The organism is Dyella japonica A8 (assembly GCF_000725385.1).
GTDB lineage: Bacteria > Pseudomonadota > Gammaproteobacteria > Xanthomonadales > Rhodanobacteraceae > Dyella > Dyella japonica_C.
Genome location: NZ_CP008884.1, coordinates 2,299,594 through 2,315,812 on the forward strand (window position 1 = coordinate 2,299,594; position 16,219 = coordinate 2,315,812).

Here is a 16,219-nt window from a genome sequence, read left to right on the forward strand (position 1 = left end):
GGCATTGGGCCGCGCTGCAGTCTCCGGGGGACTCAGGTACAATGCGAACCATTCTTATTTGAGTTGGTGACCAGTGCGCCTGTCCGATCTTCCGAAAGGAGCTACTGCCGTAGTGGACCGAGTGGACGATGCTCATGCTTCCGATGTGATCGCGCAGCGCCTGCGCGACCTGGGTTTCGTGTCGGGTGAACCCGTCCGCGTGGTGGCGCAAGGCCCGATGGGGGCGGATCCCCTGCTGATCCAGATCGGCTCCACGCGTTTCGCCCTGCGTCGCAAGGAGGCCGAGCGCGTGCTGGTCCATGCGGAGCACGTGGCATGAGTGCCAGCACCTTGCGCATCGCCCTGGTCGGCAACCCCAATTGCGGCAAGACGGCGCTGTTCAACCAGCTCACCGGCGGCCGCCAGAAGGTGGCGAACTACGCCGGCGTGACGGTGGAACGCAAGGAAGGTCGCTTCACCGCGCCCTCCGGCCGCGTGCTGCACCTGCTCGACCTGCCAGGCACCTACAGCTTCGATGCCACCAGCCCCGACGAACAGATCACCCGCGACGTATTGGAAGGCAAGTATCCGGGCGAGGCCGTGCCAGACCTGGTGGTCTGCGTGGCCGATGCCACCAACCTGCGCCTGCACCTGCGTTTCGTGCTGGAAGTGAAGCGCTTGGGTCTTCCCGTCGTGCTGGCGCTCAACATGATGGACGCCGCGCGTCGACGCGGCATTGCCATCGACGTGGCGGAGTTGTCGCGCCGTCTTGGCGTGCCCGTGGTGGAAACCGTGGCGGTGAAGCGCGATGGCGTGAAGGCGCTGATCGCCCGCGTCGACGGCGCGATCCCGGAGGCGCCGCCCGCGCAGCCCGATGACGCGGCCAGCCGCGCCGACCTGCACGCGCAGGTGCGCGAGTTGATGGCGGCCACCGTCACCATGCCGCGCGCCACCGCGAAGATCGACGATGCGCTCGATCACTGGGCGCTGCATCCGGTGTTCGGCCTGGCCATCCTCACGGTCGTGATGTTCCTGGTGTTCCAGGCGGTGTACGCCGCCGGCAAGCCGATGTCCGACCTTATCGGCGATGGTTTCGGCTGGCTGGGCGCACACGCCACTGCGTGGATGCCGGCGGGGCCGCTGCAGAGCCTGGTCGTGGACGGCGTGTTCGGCGGCCTGGGCACGGTGGTGGGTTTCCTGCCCGTGATCCTGGTGCTGTTCTTCTTCATCCTGGTGCTGGAGGAGTCCGGTTACCTGCCGCGCGCGGCCTTCCTGCTCGATCGCCTGATGGTGTCGGTGGGCCTGACGGGGCGTTCGTTCATCCCGCTGCTTTCCAGCTTTGCGTGTGCGATTCCCGGCATCATGGGCACGCGCAGCATCACCGATCCGCGCGACCGTCTGTCGACCATCCTGGTCGCGCCGCTGATGACGTGCTCGGCGCGCCTGCCGGTGTATGCGCTGCTGATCGGCGCGTTCATTCCCACCCGCCGCGTGCTCGGCATCTTCAACATGCAGGGCCTGGTGCTGTTCGCGCTCTACGCCATCGGCATCCTCGGCGCGATGCTGGTGGGCTGGGTGATGAAGAAGCTGCGTCGCGATCGCAGCGAGCACGCTTTGCTGATGGAACTGCCGTCCTATCGCCTGCCCAATGTGCGCGACGTGGCCATCGGCCTGTGGGAGCGCGGCATGATCTTCATGAAGCGCCTTACCGGCGTGATCCTGGGCCTGACGATTTTGATGTGGTTCCTGTCCACCTTCCCGTCGGCACCGGCGGGGGCGACGGGCCCGGCCATCGATTACAGCTTTGCCGGCTACATCGGCCGCGGCCTGCAGGTCATCTTCGCGCCGCTGGGCTTCAACTGGCAGATGAGCGTGTCGCTGATTCCGGCCTTCGCCGCGCGCGAAACCGCGGTCGCGGCACTCGCCACCGTGTATGCGGTGGGTGGCGAAGGCGCGGATGGCGCGGGCCTTGCCCAGGCGCTGGCGGCCAACTTCTCGCTGGCCAGCGCGCTGTCGCTGATGGTGTGGTTCGCCTTTGCGCCCCAGTGCATGTCCACGCTGGCGGTGATCCGCCGCGAGACCAACTCGTGGCGCAACGTGGGCATCTCGTTCGGCTACATGTTCGCGGTGGCGTATGTCGCGTCGTTCCTCACCTACCAGATCGCGAGCTGGCTGACATGAGCACCGGCCTGCTCGTGCAGTACGTGATCGTCGGCGTGGTCGTGCTGATCGGCGCGTGGATCACCTTGCGCAAGCTGGCGCCGCAACTGACCAGCCGCTGGCTGGCGACGCTGGCGCTGCGCCTGGACCGCCCCGGCAGCACGGCCTGGAAGCGCACGCTCGCGCGGCGCCTGCAGCCGAAGCAATCCACCGGCAACTGCAGCGACGGCTGCGATACCTGCGGTTCCTGTGGCCCGAAGGCACCGGCCGCCGCGCGAGACGTCTACCCGCTGGAGTTTCGCCCGCGCGGCAAGTGACGCGGCCTTGGAGCGTGTTCACGATCTTCGGATATTCGCCTATTTCCTCACCGTCATTCCCGCGAAAGCGGGAATCCAGTGCCTTCTCATCGTGCATAAAGGCGCTGGATTCCCGCTTTCGCGGGAATGACGGTGAGGGAAACCGGTTTTGCGGGAATCGTGAACGGGCTCTTAGAGCCTGTTCACGATCTTCTGGGCGTCTCCGAAAAGCGACATCTTTTTGCTCGTCATCCCCGCTTTCGCGGGAATGACGGTGAGGGAAACCGGTTTTGCGGGGAATCGTGAACGGGCTCTTAGAGCCTGTTCAAGATCTTCTGGGCGTCTCCGAAAAGCGACATCTTTTTGCTCGTCATCCCCGCTTTCGCGGGAATGACGGTGAGGGAAACCGGTTTTGCCGGATTCGTTAACAGGCTCTTTGAGCCTCACTGATGGCTCGACGGTGGCGGGTCCATCGGCGGATGGATCCCGCGCATGGCCGGGTCGTCCGGTTTCACCGGCGTAAGGATGCCCACAGTGACGGTGCCCGACCGCAGGTAAGAGGTGAACTTCGGATCATACGGATCGCTGCTGGCGCGCAGCTGCTGGTAAGCGATGACGCCATCGGTCTGGTGCACGCCGGTGATCTCGCCCGGCGTGACGGCCATGATCCCGCCATTGCCCACGTCGTAGTTGATCGTCGACTGATGGCTGTCTGAGCCCACGGTGCCGCCGACCATCAGGTGCGGCGCCGCCGACCCCACGCGGGAACCCGTGGCGCCGATCAGCACTTCGCGCCAGCGCGCCTTGGCGCGGGGCAGGGCAGCCGCGTCGCCGTAGGTGGGCAGCAGCTCGCGCCAGATCGCATTGGCCTGGTCGAACTGCTCCGGCGTCAGGTGCGCGTAGAGCAGCTGCTTGGCGTACACGTACTGCGTTTCGTTGCGCTCGGCCGCCAGCGCGAACCATGCCATGGCGCTCGGCAGGTCGACCGGCGAACCATGGCCGTTGAGATAGAGCACGCCCAGGTTGTACTCGGCCGGCTTGTAGGCCCATGACGCCGACACCTTGAACATGGCGATGGCGTGCTCGTAGTCGTGCTTCTGGTTGGCCAGCGCGCCCAGGTAGAAGAAATACTCACCCGGACGTCCATCGTCCTCGGGACGATTGAACGGATCGGTGCGGCTGGTGGGGACGTCCGGCGTCGCCTGGTAGCTCACCACCTTCGGTAGTGGCGACTGCGTGTCGATGGGGATGGTCGGCAGCGTGGCGTCCGTTGCCCGAAGGGTGGGGCACACCAGCAAAACGGCCAGGGCAAGGGCCCGAAGCGGCCCGTGTATCAGGTGATCCAGGTGATCTCGCGCGATCATGGCGACACCTCATATCTGCCTGCGGATGGCAGCAGGGCGAAGCTACTCCCATGGCCCCTGGCGGGCAATGGCCGGCACCTTCGCGGGAAATTGCGCTTTGAGTGGCGCTGCCTATGCGCCCTGGTTAATCCTTGTCCCCTCGGCCGGCATCGCTGGCCCGAGGGAATTTGGACGTCCGTTTGCAAAAGGCGGGCGCCGGCTACGGGTGGTTGCCGTTGTCGCCATCGTTACTGGTGCTTTGGTTCTTGGTGGCGTCGCCGGTCTTCTTATCCGCCTGGGACAGCGGCCCCACCGTGGCCTGTCCGGTCACCGCCGTCACCTTGGGATCGTAGGGATTGTCGGTCGAGCGGAGTGCTTGATAGGCGACCGAGCCGTCGCCTTGATGCACGCCCGCGAGTTCCGCCGGATTGGTGCTGATGTGGAAGTTGCTATGGACGTCGTAATTGGGCGAATTCATGTGGTTCGGCGTGCCGTCCGCACCGCCCACCATGACATGCGCCGCCGACGAACCGACGCGCGAGCCGGTGGAATTCTCACGGGCTTCGCGCCAGCGCGACTTGGCGCGAGGCAGCGCCGCTTCATCGCCGTACTTGGGCAGCAGTTCGCGCCAGATCACGTTGGCCTGTTCGTACTGCTCGGGCGTGAGATGCGCGTACACCAGCTGGCGGGCCCGCAGGTATTGCGGTTCGTTGCGTTCCGCGGCCAGCGCCATCCAGGCGAGGGCGCGCGGCATGTCCACGGGTGAGCCCTGGCCATTGAGATACATGACGCCAAGGTTGTACTCGGCGGGCTTGTAGGCCCACGACGCCGCCACTTTGTACATCGCGATGGCGTGCTCGAAATCGCCTTTCTTCACCGACTGCACGCCCAGCGCGAAGTAGTACTCGCCGGGGCGGCCATCGTCGGTCGGCGAGTTGAACGCGCGGCTGTTGTCCTCTGTCCCGTCGTCGGCGGGCCTGGGGGCGCTTGCGACGGGCTGGTCATCGACGGGGATTTTCTTCTGCGCCAAGTCATCGACCGCCAGTGCGGCGGTCGATGACAGCGCCAGCGCGACGAGGCAGGCAAGGCGGGAGAGTGTCTGCACGGCCATGGCGATCCTTCCCTGGTTTGCGTGAGAGCGCGGTGTGCGGAACGTACTCCCGCGCCAGCCGCCCTGCAAATGCCGCGCACAGGGCGGTCAGTCCCGGGCAAGCCCTTCGTAGTGCGCGAGCTGGTGGCTGAACACCGGCCAGAACGGTTGGGGCAAATGGCCGTCCAGGCGATCTGCCAGTACATCCAGATGGGTATGCCAGCCACTGCTGGTGCCGGCGAGCTCGGCGGGCTTGAGCTTGCGGTGCGTCACGATCAGACGCACCTGTTCGCCCTGCGGCGTGAGCTCGAAGGTGACTTCCGAGGACTCCTCCTGTTTGGCCCAGGTGATGGTGAGCAGGCGCGGCGGCTCGCAGGCCAGGACACGGTGCGTGGACGTGACGCCTTCTTCGTAGGCCTTGAAGCGCTCGGGCGGCGGCATCGGCGTCTGCGATAGCTCCGCGTGGTGGAAGCGCATGTGAAATTCGCTGCCCACGCGCTGCTCCATGGTGCCGCTGGCGAGCCACTGGCCGCGCTTGTCCGAATCAGTGAGGTAGGACCACACGCGTTCGATCGGGCCGGGCAGCAGGCGTTCGAAGCGGATGGTGTCGGTGGCGAGGATCTGGCGCGGAGGCTGGCGGTCCAGGTTCTGTCCGAGGTGCGCGAGGATGCCGGTCCAGCCTTCCCGGGTCGCGTCGGCCCATTCCGGCAGCACGTCTTCGTGCAGTAGCGTCAGCTCGCAGCCGTGGCCGGCGGGGACGATGTCGATGCTCACCCGGGTCATGGCCTCGGAGTACCTGGGCACGCCGAAGGTAAAGACCAGGCGGCGCGGACGGTCGATGTCCAGATACTCGCCGATGTGGTCGATATCCTCGCCGTCGCGGCGGTCACGGAAGCAGAAGTGGCCGCCCACCCGTGCGTCGATATCCACTTTCACCATTTCGCCGTTGGGCGCGGAAAACAGCCAGCGGCCGGCGGTGGCGGGGTCGAGCCAGGCGTCGAAGACGCGCTCCGGGCTGGCGTCGAAATGGCGGGTGATGCGCAGCGTGCGCAGGGTGGCGGTCGTCATCGCGGTTTCCCTTCGGGTGGGGGCTCGCCCATGGCCGCGTCCTCGGCCTTGAGCAGGGCGTCGAGTGCATCGAGCCGGCGGTTCCAGAATTGTTCGTAGAAGCGCAGCCATTCGTCGGCGGCAGCCAGCGGGGCCGGTTCCAGCCGGCAGATGTGGGTACGCCCTTGCACGAGCCGGCGCACCAGGCCGGCCCGTTCCAGCACTTTCACATGCTTGGAGGCCGCGGCCAGCGACATGTCGAAGGGGGCGGCCAGCTCGCCGATGTTGCGATCGCCCCCCGCCAGGCTGCGCAGCATGGCGCGGCGGGTGGCGTCGGTGAGAGCCTGAAAGACCATGTCGAGCGTGGGTGGAAGATATTCAACCATATGGTTGAATATCTTCCTGTGGCCGGCGGATGTCAACCTCGGGGTTGAATTTTGCCGGCGATGGCTTATTTAGGTCCGGTCGACTTTCAGGAGTTCGCGATGCAACGCCATCTCACCATGAACAGCGTCGTGCCCGACGGTGACGCCGCTGACCTCGCCATTCTGCCCACGGGCATGCATCACCCGGCGCATGGCGAACTGGACAACGTGGATATTGCCGGCCACGACGAAGTCGACCACGACGCCGCGCTGCGCGACTCCAGCCTGCGAACTCCGAAGTAAGCCACCCGGGACGGCAGTCCCCTGCGGTCAAACCAGCAGGGTTTTCACGCCTTTGCCTTCCAGCGCCTGCACGTAATCGGCGGACGCGGCGGTGTCGCTGATCACCAGGTCGAGCTCGCTGACCGGCGCGATCACCGATAGGCTGCGCTGGCCGAACTTGCTGGCGTCCAGCACCGCCACCGTCTGGCGCGACACGCGGATCATCAGCGCATTCAGCGAAGCCTCCAGCGGATCGGGCGTGGTCACGCCCACTTCCGGATCGAGGCCATCCACGCCCAGGAACAGGCGATCCGCCGAGAGCCGCGACAACGCCTGCTCGGCGTCGGGGCCGGCCAGCGAGTAGGACGTCTGGCGCAGCAGGCCGCCGAGCATCATCACGCGCACCGCCGGCAAGGCGGACAGCTCCATCGCGATGTTCAGCGCATTGGTGATCACCGTCAGCGAGGTCCATTTGCGCTGGCGGATGCGACGCGCGATTTCCGCCGTGGTGGAACCGGAGTCGAGGATGATGGTTTCGCCGTCCTCAATCAGTTCCGCCGCGGCCTCGCCAATGCGCAGCTTCTGCGCGTGGTGCCGGGTTTCCTTGATATTGAGCGGCGTATCGAGCTGGGCGGCGGCGGGCAGGGCGCCACCGTGGGAGCGGCTGATGACATCGGCGCGGTCGAGTGCTTCCAGGTCCGCGCGGATGGTGACGGCGGAAATGCCGAACAGCGCCACCAGTTCGTCCACCGTCACGCGGCCTTTCTGATGGACCAGTTCGACGATGCGGCGCCGGCGTTCTTCCACCAGCAATTTCGGCGGGGCGGGTGCGGCCTTGCGTCGAGTCGTCATGGATCCGTTCCTGATGCTGTCTGTTTGGCCGACGGTGGAAAATATCGCAGACCTTGCTCTTGACCGTCATCCCCGCGAAGGCGGGGATCCAGTGACTTTCGCACTCCGCGATACTCTGCCGGGCCAAAGGCACTGGATCCCCGCCTTCGCGGGGATGACGATGGGACAATGATCAAGCCATGGGAAGACTTTGAACAGGCTTGCGATGTCGCGCCCAGCTCGGGGGCAAATCAGTCCATCCCCAGCAGTCGCGCCGCATTGTCATGGTAGAGCTTGCGCAGGATGTCCGGCGGCAGGCCCACGCCATAGATGGACCAGCGTCCCTGGGGCGGCACGGCGGCGGGGGCGTAGTCGAAGTACTCGTCCTCTGTCTCCAGAAAACGGTAGTAGATCTCGTAGAGTTCATCGCCCAGCAACTGCTGCGGTACGTCGTTGCCGTACGGGGGCGGCACGGCATCGGTGCCGAACAGGATGCGGTCCTGGTAGCGCTCGAAGAAGCGCCGCGCCATGCGCGGCTGGCGGCCCAGTTCGCTGATGCGTGCGCTGATGTCCACGTGCACGTTGGCGTGGCGGTCCATGCACTCGGCGATGGTGGCAAGGTCTTCGGCCTGGTTGCCCACGTGCATCAGCACGAAGGTCGTGTCCGGATGCCGTGCGATGACGCGGTCGCGGGCGGTCAGCAGGTCGCGATGGCTGGGATATTCGGGACCGTAGAACGACCAGTCCGGATGCTTGGCCAATTCCTCGTAGCGTTCGTTGGCGCTGTCGCCCGGAAGAAAGAACGCCTCCGGATCGGAGGTATGGATGAACACCGGCATCTTCAGCGCTGCGCAGGTCTCCCACATGGGATCGAAGCGTGCATCGTCCACGCCGACGAGTTCGCCCTGGTCGATGCCTTCGCGCAAATAAAGACCCAGCGTCTTGAGCAGTTTCAGGCCGGCGGCGCCCAAGCGGTGCGCGTGCTCGATGGCTTCGGCTTGCAGGCGCGGGTAGTCGCCTTCCGCGAAAAGCGCGAACGAGGGTTCGGTCATGGTGCGGAAGCGGCCGGGTGCCACGGCGTCGAAACGCGCAATGGTTTCTTCCAGTCCATTGCCGGTGCCGCCGGTCAGGTTGACCATGGTGCGGATGCCCTTGCGGTCCATCAGCGCCACCAGCTCAGCGGGGTCGGCGAAGTAGGTCATCGCCTCGCCCAGCGATACGCCGTTGCGCGTTTCGCTCATCCAGCTCAAATGGGTATGCACGTCGATGACGGGAAACGCGGGTTTCTCCACCCGGGTCACCGGCACGTGCAACATGCTGCGCGGCTTGAAGTCGGTGAGGCGGAGATTCTCGCCCTCCGGTTTCGTTGCCGTCTGCAAGGGATTCTTGCCACTGCCGCTGCCCAGCATCGGCGGCGCGCAGCAACCGCAACCCGCGCGGGTGGCGGTGAGCAGGTGGCGGCGGTCCGGGTCGGATCGCCGCCGGGCGCGAGGGTTCGCGTCACGCATCGTGTCTGTCCCGATCAACCCGGATAGCGCGCCATGATGTCGTGCACCTGGCGGGTGAGCGCCACCGCCTGGTCGAACGGACGCAGCCACATGTTGCGGCCGAACATCACGCCGCTGGCGCCGCTCTGCATGTAGAACTCGACCTTGCGCAGCACGGCTGCGTCGTCGTCGTTCTTCTCGCCGCCGGAGAACAGCACCATCGTGCGACCGGCCGAGCGCACCACGCGTGCGCAGCGCGCCGCGGCGTCTTCCTGCAGCTTGTCATAGGGCGACGGCACGTTGGCCACGCTGTCGTTGGGTTCGTGCAGCTTCACGATGTCAGCGCCGAGTTCAAGCGCCACGCGCGCGGCGTAATCCTGCGCGTACAGCGTGTTGGTGCCGCCCTTTGCGTTGATCGCGCTGCCGCGCGGGTACGACCACAGCACCAAGGGCATGCCGTAGCGCTCGCAATCCTGGCGCACCTTTTCGAACTGGCGGAATTCATCGTGCTGACGCGGCGAGCCCACGTACATGGTGTAACCGACAGCGTCGGCGCCCAGGCGCACGGCATCTTCCACCGAAGCGAACAGCGGCGAGGTCGCCTCCGCATCGCTGGGGATATTGGTCTTGCCGTTGAGCTTGAGGATCAGCGGTACGCGGCCGCAGTACTCGGTCATGTACTTTTCGGCCAGGCCAATGCCCAGCGCGATGGCGGAAAAGCCGCCGGCCTCGGCGAGCTCGAACTGATAGCCCGGATCGACGGCCGGCGGGTGGGGGAAGAAATCGGTCGGGCCATGTTCCAGGCCCTGGTCCAGCGGCAGCACCAGCAGGCTGCCGTTGCGCGGGCCGCTGCCATACAGCAGGCGCCACAGGCGGGTGCGCTTGCCATGGGAAAGGGGGAGCGAAGCGAGTCGGCTGGATGTCATCGAAGGCCCTTGCAACTTGTGTTTCATTTCGAATACCTTGGGATTGAGGTTTCGTGTTCTTTCGTTTTACATCATATTTCATCAGATGACCATGCCTGTCAAACCCGCCGTGACTGTTCCGACGCTGGAATCGCTGAAAGCCGCATCGCCTGCCGAGCAGGCGCGACTGGGCTGCACCGACACCCTGCGCGAGATCCTCCAGCAGCCTGAAACCTGGCGTGACACCGCGACGCGGCTAGCCGATCCCGCCACGCAGGGCATGCTGGGTGAGCTGCTCGCCACGCCACCGCACCACATCGTGCTGACCGGTTCGGGCAGCTCGGTCTACGTGGGCGAATGTCTGGCGCCAGTGCTGCAGGACGGGCTTGGCCTGCCTTCGCAGGCCATCGCCGCAGGCACCTTGCTGACGCACCGTCGCGGCACGCTGCCGCACGGGCGCGGCCTGCTCGTGTCGATCGCCCGCTCGGGCAACAGCCCGGAAAGCGCCAGCGTGGTGGACCAGGTGCTGGAGGCGGAGCCGGACTATCAACACCTCGTGGTGACCTGCAACGCGCAGGGCCAGCTGGCAACGCGCTATCGCAGCGAGCCGCGCGTGCATGTATTGCAGTTGTCGCCGCGCACCAACGACCGCAGCCTGGTGATGACCAGCAGCTTCACCAACCTCGTGCTGGGCGGCAGTGGGCTGCTGCGCGACCGCGCGGGCAAGGCCGATGCCGGGCTGGCGGATCTCGCCGCGAACATCGCCACGCTCCTGTTCGAGCGTCATGGCGATGCGCTGGCCCGTGAAGGCGCCGCCGATTTCGACGCCGCGCTTTATCTCGGCAGCGGCGCTGCCTTTGGCGCCGCGCGCGAAGCAGCACTGAAGATGCTGGAGATGTCCGGCGGCGCCGTCTCCGCCATGTGCGAAACCTATCTGGGCCTGCGCCATGGGCCGATGTCGTGGCTGGACCGGCCGTGCCCCGTTGTCGCGTTTCTCTCCAGTGCGTCTGCTGTGCGTGCCTACGAGCTGGACCTGCTGCGTGAAATCGCGCGCAAAAAACTCGGCGGCGTGCGCATCGTGGTGGGTGAGGCCATCCCCGCCGACGTGATCGGCCCGAACGATGTGGCGGTGGAGTTGCCCGGCCTGTCTCAGCTGGACGAGGCGCAGCAGGCGATGGTGCACGTGGTGGCGGGCCAGTTGCTCGCCTTGTTCCGCTGTCTGGCACTGGGCCAGCAACCGGATGCGCCCTCGCAGGGTGTGCTGACGCGCGTGGTCGAGCCCTTCGCTATCCACAGCGCGGAGACTGGCGCGTGAAGCCGCTGCTGGTGGCCGGTGAGATCAATGTCGACCTGGTGCTTACCGGGTGCGAGCGCCTGCCCGAGTTCGGCGGCGAGGTGCTTGCCTCCGGCTTCCGCCAGGGGCCGGGCAGTTCATCGATGATCTGCGCGATAGGGCTGGCTCGCTTGGCCCATTCCGTTGCCTTCGCGGGCGTCACCGGTGCCGATGGCTGGGGCGAATACTGCATCGACGCCATGCGTGACGCGGGCATCGATGTCTCCGCCGTGCGGCGCGATGCGTCCTTGCAGACCGGCATCACCGTGGCATTGTCATCGTTGCAGGATCGTGCGCTGGTCACCTACGCCGGCGCCATTGGCGCCTTGCGGCAGGACATGATCGACGATGCACTGCTGGCCCGTTGCGGCCATCTGCACGTTTCCTCGTATTACCTGCAGGACGCGCTGCGTCCGGGCTTGCGCGATTTGTTTGCGCGTGCGCGCCGCGCGGGGCTCACCGTGTCGCTCGACCCTGGCTTTGATCCGCACCAGCGCTGGGGCAGCGAGCTGGTGGAACTGTTGCCACTGGTCGACGTATTCCTGCCGAACGAACGCGAGGCCTGTGCGATCAGCGGCGCGTCGACTGCGCTGGCTGCGCTGCATGCCTTGCGCAACGGGCACACGCTCACCGTGGTCAAGCTGGGCAGCGATGGCTGCATGACGCTCCAGGACGACGGCTCCCCGCTCGCCGTGCCCGCTCATGCGGTCCAGGTGCTGGACAGCACCGGTGCCGGCGATTCATTCGATGCCGGTTTCCTGCATGCATGGCGGCAAGGCATGCCGTTGACGGCGTGTATGCGCTGGGGCAGCGCCTGCGGTTCGCTGTCTACCCGGGGCATCGGCGGCACGGCTTGCCAGGGCAGCGAAGACGATGTGCGCGCGCTGCTGGAGGCCGCCGCGTGATCACGGTAGGCGGCTTCAACACGGCGATCGATCGGCTGGTGACGCTCGACGTGTTGCAGCCCGGTGCCGTGCAGCGCGCCAGCACGGTACAGAGTTATCCCGGTGGCAAGGGTGTGCACGTAGCACAGACCATCGCCGCGCTGGGGGAGCCCGTGCAGCTGGTGGGTCTGGTCGATGCACCGCATCGCAATGTCGTGACCCGTCGCATGAGCGAGCGCGGCGTGTTGTTCCACGGCGTTGAAATGGGCGAAGGCCTGCGCCAATGCCTGGCGCTGCGCGAGCGCGACGGCCGGATGACCGAAGTGCTCGATCCGGGCCCGATGCTCACAACCGCCACTCGCGACCAATTGCTTCGCACCCTGGAGCGCGCGCTCGACAGCAGCGAAGCCCTGGTGCTTAGCGGAAGCCTGCCGCGCGGGTTCGAGAGCGACACCTACGCGAAGATCGTACGGCACGCGGCCAGTCTAGGCATGGCCTGCCTGGTGGACGCCAGTGGTGAAACGCTGCGTCAGGTCGTCGATGCGCGCCCTTGCGTCATCAAACCCAATCGCGACGAAGCCGGTCAACTGGTCGGTTATCCGGTGGATACACCGGCGCAGGCGGAAACGTTGCTGCGTGAACTCTATGCGAGGGGCGTCGTACGGCCGCTGGTGACGCTGGGAGAGCAGGGCGCATTCGGCTTCGATGGCGAAAGCGTGTGGCATGCCTCGCTCGCGTTGGAGCGCAGCATGAACGCCGTGGGTTCCGGGGATTGTTTCCTCGCCGGCATGGCCGTCGCCTACCAGCGCGGCCTTGCGTTCGATGAATCGCTGCGCTTGGCCGTTGCCTGCGGCGCCGCGAATGCGATGGGCGAAGAAACCGGTTTTGTGGAACGCAGCCTTGTGCAGTCGCTGCTTCCCAAGGTGCGCGTGCAACGCATCGTCGCACCGGCAAGGAGAGCCTGACCTCCCGGGTGGTGCTTCGGCGCCACGCGGGCGAAACAAAGAGTTGTTCACACCAACCAATCCATGGGGGCCACTCCATGGGACGTCATCTGGACGTCGTTGCGAACGGGGAGTTCGCGCGGCGAGCCGACACAGACCACGGGGAGAAGGTATTCATGAATACGGGGAAGGGTGGTTGTTCAGGAAGCAGTGAGCGCAGGGTCGTACCTGCCGTCAACGCGCTGGTGATGGCCATGCGCCTTGCATGGGTCGTGGGCGGCATGGCATGGGGTGCGGCAGCATTCGCACAATCCACCACGCCAACGACGGATGCCACGACGAACGCATCGTCGAAAACGCAGGGCAAGCAGGATGATGGGAAGGCGTCCGAAAAGAACGCCAAGCAGCTGCAGCAAGTCACCGTGACCGGCTCCAACATCCGCAGCGTCGACGTGGCGGATGCGCAGCCGGTCATCACCATCAGCCGCGTTGATATCGAGCGGCAGGGTTTCGCCACGGTCGGCCAGCTGCTGCAAAACGTTTCCTCGGCGGCGACGCCCGACCTCAGCATGTCGGCGCCCGGCGACCTGGGCCCGAACCAGGGCGGTCAGTTCATCAACCTGCGCGGCCTGGGTGCGCCGCGCACACTGGTGCTAGTGGATGGGCAGCGTATCGGCGCGGCGCATGGCGGCTACACCAACGTCAACGTCATCCCGGTCTCGATCATCGACCACATCGACGTGCTGGCCAATGGCGCCTCCGCCGTGTACGGCTCCGACGCGATTGCCGGCGTGATCAACATCATCACGCGCAAGGACTTCAACGGCGTCGAGCTCAATACCTACAACGGTATGTACGCCCCGCACGGCGATGGCGAGCAGAGCCAGTACGACGTGACGTTTGGCAAGAGCACCGATCGCTGGGGCGTGGTGTTCAGCGCCTCGTACCAGAACCAGGAGCCGGTGTGGACCAGCTCCCGCGACTTCTCCAGCTATCCCTGGACAGATCGCCATCCGCTTTACGGGCGCTCCTACGTGGGCTTCCAGCCCATCATCAGCAACGCCACCTTTCCCGATGGCAGCCAGCACGCGGTGGTGCTGAACCAGGGCGGCGACCCGTCCAACCTCAATGACTACCACCGGGTGGTCAGACAGACCTATGGGCCAGACGGCGACGTGGTCAGCCCCGGCGACTACACCTACAACCGGGACAGTGGCCACCAGTACATGCTGCATACGGCGGACCTGACCAAGAACCTGTACCTGGATACGCACTACAAGGTCACCGACAACATCACGGCGCGGTTCAACGCGGGCTACAACCTGGACAACGAGAAGGCCACCGCCGGCACGGCCACCTTGTACAGTGGCATGGGTGGTCATGACAATTTTCCGTCGGTGCTCTCCGCCGACAGCTACTACAACCCCTATAACCAGCCGGGCCAGACGCCGCAGGACGTGAACTTCTATCGCCGCATCGCCGGCGACACCTACAACAGCTACAACAAGCCCAAGAACACCCGCTACAGCGCGGGCCTCGACGGCGTGTTCAGCCTGGGCGAGCACACGTTCAACTGGGACGTGAACTACTACGACAGCAAGATCACCGGCGTGAACACGCGCACGGGTTACTTCAACCTGCCCAATGCGGCGAACGCGCTGGGCCCGTCGTTCCTGGGCTCGGATGGCGCTGTGCATTGCGGCACCCCGGGCAACGTGATCGCCGGCTGCGTGCCGCTGAACCCGCTGGGCAACATCACCCAGTCGATGCTCGACTACCTGATGATCAACAGCGTCGAGCGCTACGGCAGCGAAGAGAAGGCGGCATCGGCGGATTTCGGCGGTGACCTGTTCTCCTTGCCGGGTGGCCAGTTCACGTTCGCGACGGGTGTGCAACATCGCTCGGTGTCGGGTTACGACGAGCCCGACGCGTTTGCCGCCGCGGGCAATTCGACCGATGGCGCGGTAGGCCCCAATCACGGCGGCTACTCGTTGAACGAGGCCTACGCCGAGTTCAACGCACCCTTCCTCAAGGACCTTCCGGGCGCCAAGAGCCTTTCACTGGATGCCGCGATCCGCTATTCCGACTACAACAACTTCGGCAGCACCACCAACGCATCGTTCAAGCTGACCTGGCAGCCCTTCGACGACCTGCTCGTTCGCGCCAGCTATGGCACGGGTTTCCGCGCGCCTACCGTCAACGACCTCTACCAGGGCCTCTACAACGCGGGCGGCTTCACCGATCCGTGTGACGCGGTCTTTGGTCCTTCCACCTACGGCTACAGCCCCGTGGTCGCGCAGCGTTGCCAGACGGGTTTTGGCGGCGTTGCCGGCGTGCCGGCGAACTTCCGCCAGATCGACAATACCGGGCAGCCGGTGACGCAGCCTGAAACCACGGGCATTACCGAGAGCTTCAATGGCGGCAACCCGCATCTGAAGCCGGAGACCTCGTACAACGGGCAGGTTGGCTTCGTGTACAGCCCGTCGTGGTTGCAGGGCTTCAACGCGTCGGTCGACTACTGGCGCTACAACATCCGCAACCTGATCACCGGCATCACCAACGACCAGGTGCTGGCCAACTGTTACCAATACGGCATCACCTCGTCGTGTACGCAGTTCCAGCGCCAGGCGGGCACCGGGCAGATCATCAACCTGATGAACCTGGAGACCAACGCCGGCTGGCAGAAGACCAGTGGCTACGATTTCTCCTTCGCCTACGCACTGCCGGAGTACGCCATCGGCCGCTTCAAGCTCGGCCTCACCGGCACCTACGTCACCAGCTACAACATGCTGCCGACGGTGGGCTCGGCGGTGGTCTACGGCACGGGCATCGCCTCAGCCCAGACGGCCATGTCGGTATGGCGCCTGCGCGGCAACTTCACGGTGGACTGGGCCTGGCACGACTTCGGCGCCACCTGGACCATGCGCTACTTCTCGCCGCTGAAGGCGCCGTGCGCCTTCCCGCCGCCGGATGCGCGCACGGCGTTCCCGTGCACCTTGCCAAACTACTATGCGCCGGGCCAGGGAACGCAGCCGATGACGCAGATCGCCTCGGTCACCTTTGACGACGTGCAGGTCTACTGGAAGGCACCGTGGAAGGCCACCATTTCGCTGGGCGCCAACAACGTGTTCAACCGCAAGGGGCCGTACATCTACGGTGGCTATGCCGGCAGCGACACGCCGTACAACTACAACGCCTCGTATGACATCGGCCGTTACGTCTACCTGCGTTACCAGCAGAAGTTCTGATCAGGCCTGATCCAAGTGCGCGCCG

The 16,219-nt window shown here is 65.5% G+C and carries 15 protein-coding genes; 8 read left to right on the plus strand and 7 right to left on the minus strand.

Annotated elements, in window-relative coordinates; genetic code table 11:
- Positions 1-73 precede the first annotated feature (73 nt).
- From HY57_RS09530 to HY57_RS09540, 3 genes are read left to right on the plus strand one after another with little or no spacing between them, the layout of a single operon-like run.
- Positions 74-319, plus strand: coding sequence for a FeoA family protein (locus HY57_RS09530; RefSeq protein WP_026033908.1), 246 nt, complete (start codon positions 74-76; stop codon positions 317-319).
- On the plus strand, positions 316-2,160 hold the full coding sequence (gene feoB / locus HY57_RS09535; RefSeq protein ID WP_019465180.1) for a ferrous iron transporter B: 1,845 nt from the start codon (positions 316-318) through the stop codon (positions 2,158-2,160). The genes HY57_RS09530 and feoB overlap by 4 nt, the downstream gene beginning before the upstream one ends.
- Positions 2,157-2,456, plus strand: a complete 300-nt coding sequence (locus tag HY57_RS09540; protein WP_019465179.1) for a DUF6587 family protein — start codon at positions 2,157-2,159, stop codon at positions 2,454-2,456. Before feoB ends, HY57_RS09540 begins: the two co-directional genes overlap by 4 nt.
- Before the next feature lie 422 nt (positions 2,457-2,878).
- On the opposite strand, the gene HY57_RS09545 is transcribed toward HY57_RS09540, so the two are convergent.
- The 4 genes from HY57_RS09545 to HY57_RS09565 form a co-directional block, all read right to left on the minus strand.
- Positions 2,879-3,799, minus strand: coding sequence for a tetratricopeptide repeat protein (locus HY57_RS09545; protein WP_019465178.1), 921 nt, complete (start codon positions 3,797-3,799; stop codon positions 2,879-2,881).
- Positions 3,800-3,998: 199 nt separating this feature from the next.
- A complete protein-coding gene (locus HY57_RS09550) occupies positions 3,999-4,889 on the minus strand; it encodes a tetratricopeptide repeat protein (RefSeq protein ID WP_019465177.1) in 891 nt (296 codons plus the stop codon).
- Positions 4,890-4,976: 87 nt separating this feature from the next.
- Positions 4,977-5,936 (minus strand): SRPBCC domain-containing protein, encoded by a 960-nt coding sequence (locus HY57_RS21920; RefSeq protein WP_019465176.1) that lies wholly within the window; start codon positions 5,934-5,936, stop codon positions 4,977-4,979.
- Positions 5,933-6,301 carry an ArsR/SmtB family transcription factor gene (locus HY57_RS09565; RefSeq protein ID WP_019465175.1) on the minus strand — a complete coding sequence of 123 codons (369 nt, stop codon included), beginning with the start codon at positions 6,299-6,301 and terminating at the stop codon, positions 5,933-5,935. Before HY57_RS09565 ends, HY57_RS21920 begins: the two co-directional genes overlap by 4 nt.
- A gap of 99 nt (positions 6,302-6,400) precedes the next feature.
- On the opposite strand from HY57_RS09565, the gene HY57_RS09570 reads away from it, so the two are divergent.
- On the plus strand, positions 6,401-6,583 hold the full coding sequence (locus tag HY57_RS09570; RefSeq protein ID WP_019465174.1) for a hypothetical protein: 183 nt from the start codon (positions 6,401-6,403) through the stop codon (positions 6,581-6,583).
- 27 nt (positions 6,584-6,610) lie between these two features.
- Here HY57_RS09570 and agaR read toward each other — a convergent pair whose 3' ends face one another.
- From agaR to HY57_RS09585, 3 genes are all read right to left on the minus strand, one after another.
- The gene (gene agaR, locus HY57_RS09575) at positions 6,611-7,414 is read right to left on the minus strand and encodes a transcriptional repressor AgaR (protein ID WP_019465173.1); all 804 of its coding nucleotides are present in this window, start codon (positions 7,412-7,414) and stop codon (positions 6,611-6,613) included.
- Positions 7,415-7,644: 230 nt separating this feature from the next.
- Entirely contained in the window at positions 7,645-8,901 is a 1,257-nt protein-coding gene (locus HY57_RS09580; RefSeq protein WP_100218196.1) for an amidohydrolase family protein, read from the minus strand.
- A 14-nt stretch (positions 8,902-8,915) separates the two neighbouring features.
- The gene (locus HY57_RS09585; protein WP_100218195.1) at positions 8,916-9,833 is read right to left on the minus strand and encodes a class I fructose-bisphosphate aldolase; all 918 of its coding nucleotides are present in this window, start codon (positions 9,831-9,833) and stop codon (positions 8,916-8,918) included.
- A 64-nt stretch (positions 9,834-9,897) separates the two neighbouring features.
- Between HY57_RS09585 and HY57_RS09590 the strand changes: the two genes are divergently transcribed.
- The 4 genes from HY57_RS09590 (at position 9,898) to HY57_RS09605 (ending at position 16,194) form a co-directional block, all read left to right on the plus strand.
- Complete coding sequence (locus HY57_RS09590; protein WP_235186639.1) at positions 9,898-11,100, plus strand: SIS domain-containing protein; 1,203 nt, start codon at positions 9,898-9,900, stop codon at positions 11,098-11,100.
- A complete protein-coding gene (locus HY57_RS09595; RefSeq protein ID WP_019465168.1) occupies positions 11,097-12,023 on the plus strand; it encodes a carbohydrate kinase family protein in 927 nt (308 codons plus the stop codon). The genes HY57_RS09590 and HY57_RS09595 overlap by 4 nt, the downstream gene beginning before the upstream one ends.
- On the plus strand, positions 12,020-12,967 hold the full coding sequence (locus tag HY57_RS09600; protein WP_019465167.1) for a 1-phosphofructokinase family hexose kinase: 948 nt from the start codon (positions 12,020-12,022) through the stop codon (positions 12,965-12,967). The genes HY57_RS09595 and HY57_RS09600 overlap by 4 nt, the downstream gene beginning before the upstream one ends.
- Before the next feature lie 155 nt (positions 12,968-13,122).
- Complete coding sequence (locus HY57_RS09605) at positions 13,123-16,194, plus strand: TonB-dependent receptor plug domain-containing protein (RefSeq protein WP_158407926.1); 3,072 nt, start codon at positions 13,123-13,125, stop codon at positions 16,192-16,194.
- The last annotated feature ends 25 nt before the right edge of the window (positions 16,195-16,219 follow it).

Coding starts and splice junctions, on each gene's coding strand:
- feoB (WP_019465180.1), top strand. CDS start 316: ATGAGTGCCAGCACCTTGCGCATCGCCCTGGTCGGCAACCCCAATTGC.
- HY57_RS09570 (WP_019465174.1), top strand. CDS start 6,401: ATGCAACGCCATCTCACCATGAACAGCGTCGTGCCCGACGGTGACGCC.
- HY57_RS09585 (WP_100218195.1), bottom strand. CDS start 9,833: ATGAAACACAAGTTGCAAGGGCCTTCGATGACATCCAGCCGACTCGCT.
- agaR (WP_019465173.1), bottom strand. CDS start 7,414: ATGACGACTCGACGCAAGGCCGCACCCGCCCCGCCGAAATTGCTGGTG.
- HY57_RS09550 (WP_019465177.1), bottom strand. CDS start 4,889: ATGGCCGTGCAGACACTCTCCCGCCTTGCCTGCCTCGTCGCGCTGGCG.
- HY57_RS09580 (WP_100218196.1), bottom strand. CDS start 8,901: ATGCGTGACGCGAACCCTCGCGCCCGGCGGCGATCCGACCCGGACCGC.
- HY57_RS09540 (WP_019465179.1), top strand. CDS start 2,157: ATGAGCACCGGCCTGCTCGTGCAGTACGTGATCGTCGGCGTGGTCGTG.
- HY57_RS09590 (WP_235186639.1), top strand. CDS start 9,898: ATGCCTGTCAAACCCGCCGTGACTGTTCCGACGCTGGAATCGCTGAAA.
- HY57_RS09565 (WP_019465175.1), bottom strand. CDS start 6,301: ATGGTTGAATATCTTCCACCCACGCTCGACATGGTCTTTCAGGCTCTC.
- HY57_RS21920 (WP_019465176.1), bottom strand. CDS start 5,936: ATGACGACCGCCACCCTGCGCACGCTGCGCATCACCCGCCATTTCGAC.
- HY57_RS09545 (WP_019465178.1), bottom strand. CDS start 3,799: ATGATCGCGCGAGATCACCTGGATCACCTGATACACGGGCCGCTTCGG.
- HY57_RS09605 (WP_158407926.1), top strand. CDS start 13,123: ATGAATACGGGGAAGGGTGGTTGTTCAGGAAGCAGTGAGCGCAGGGTC.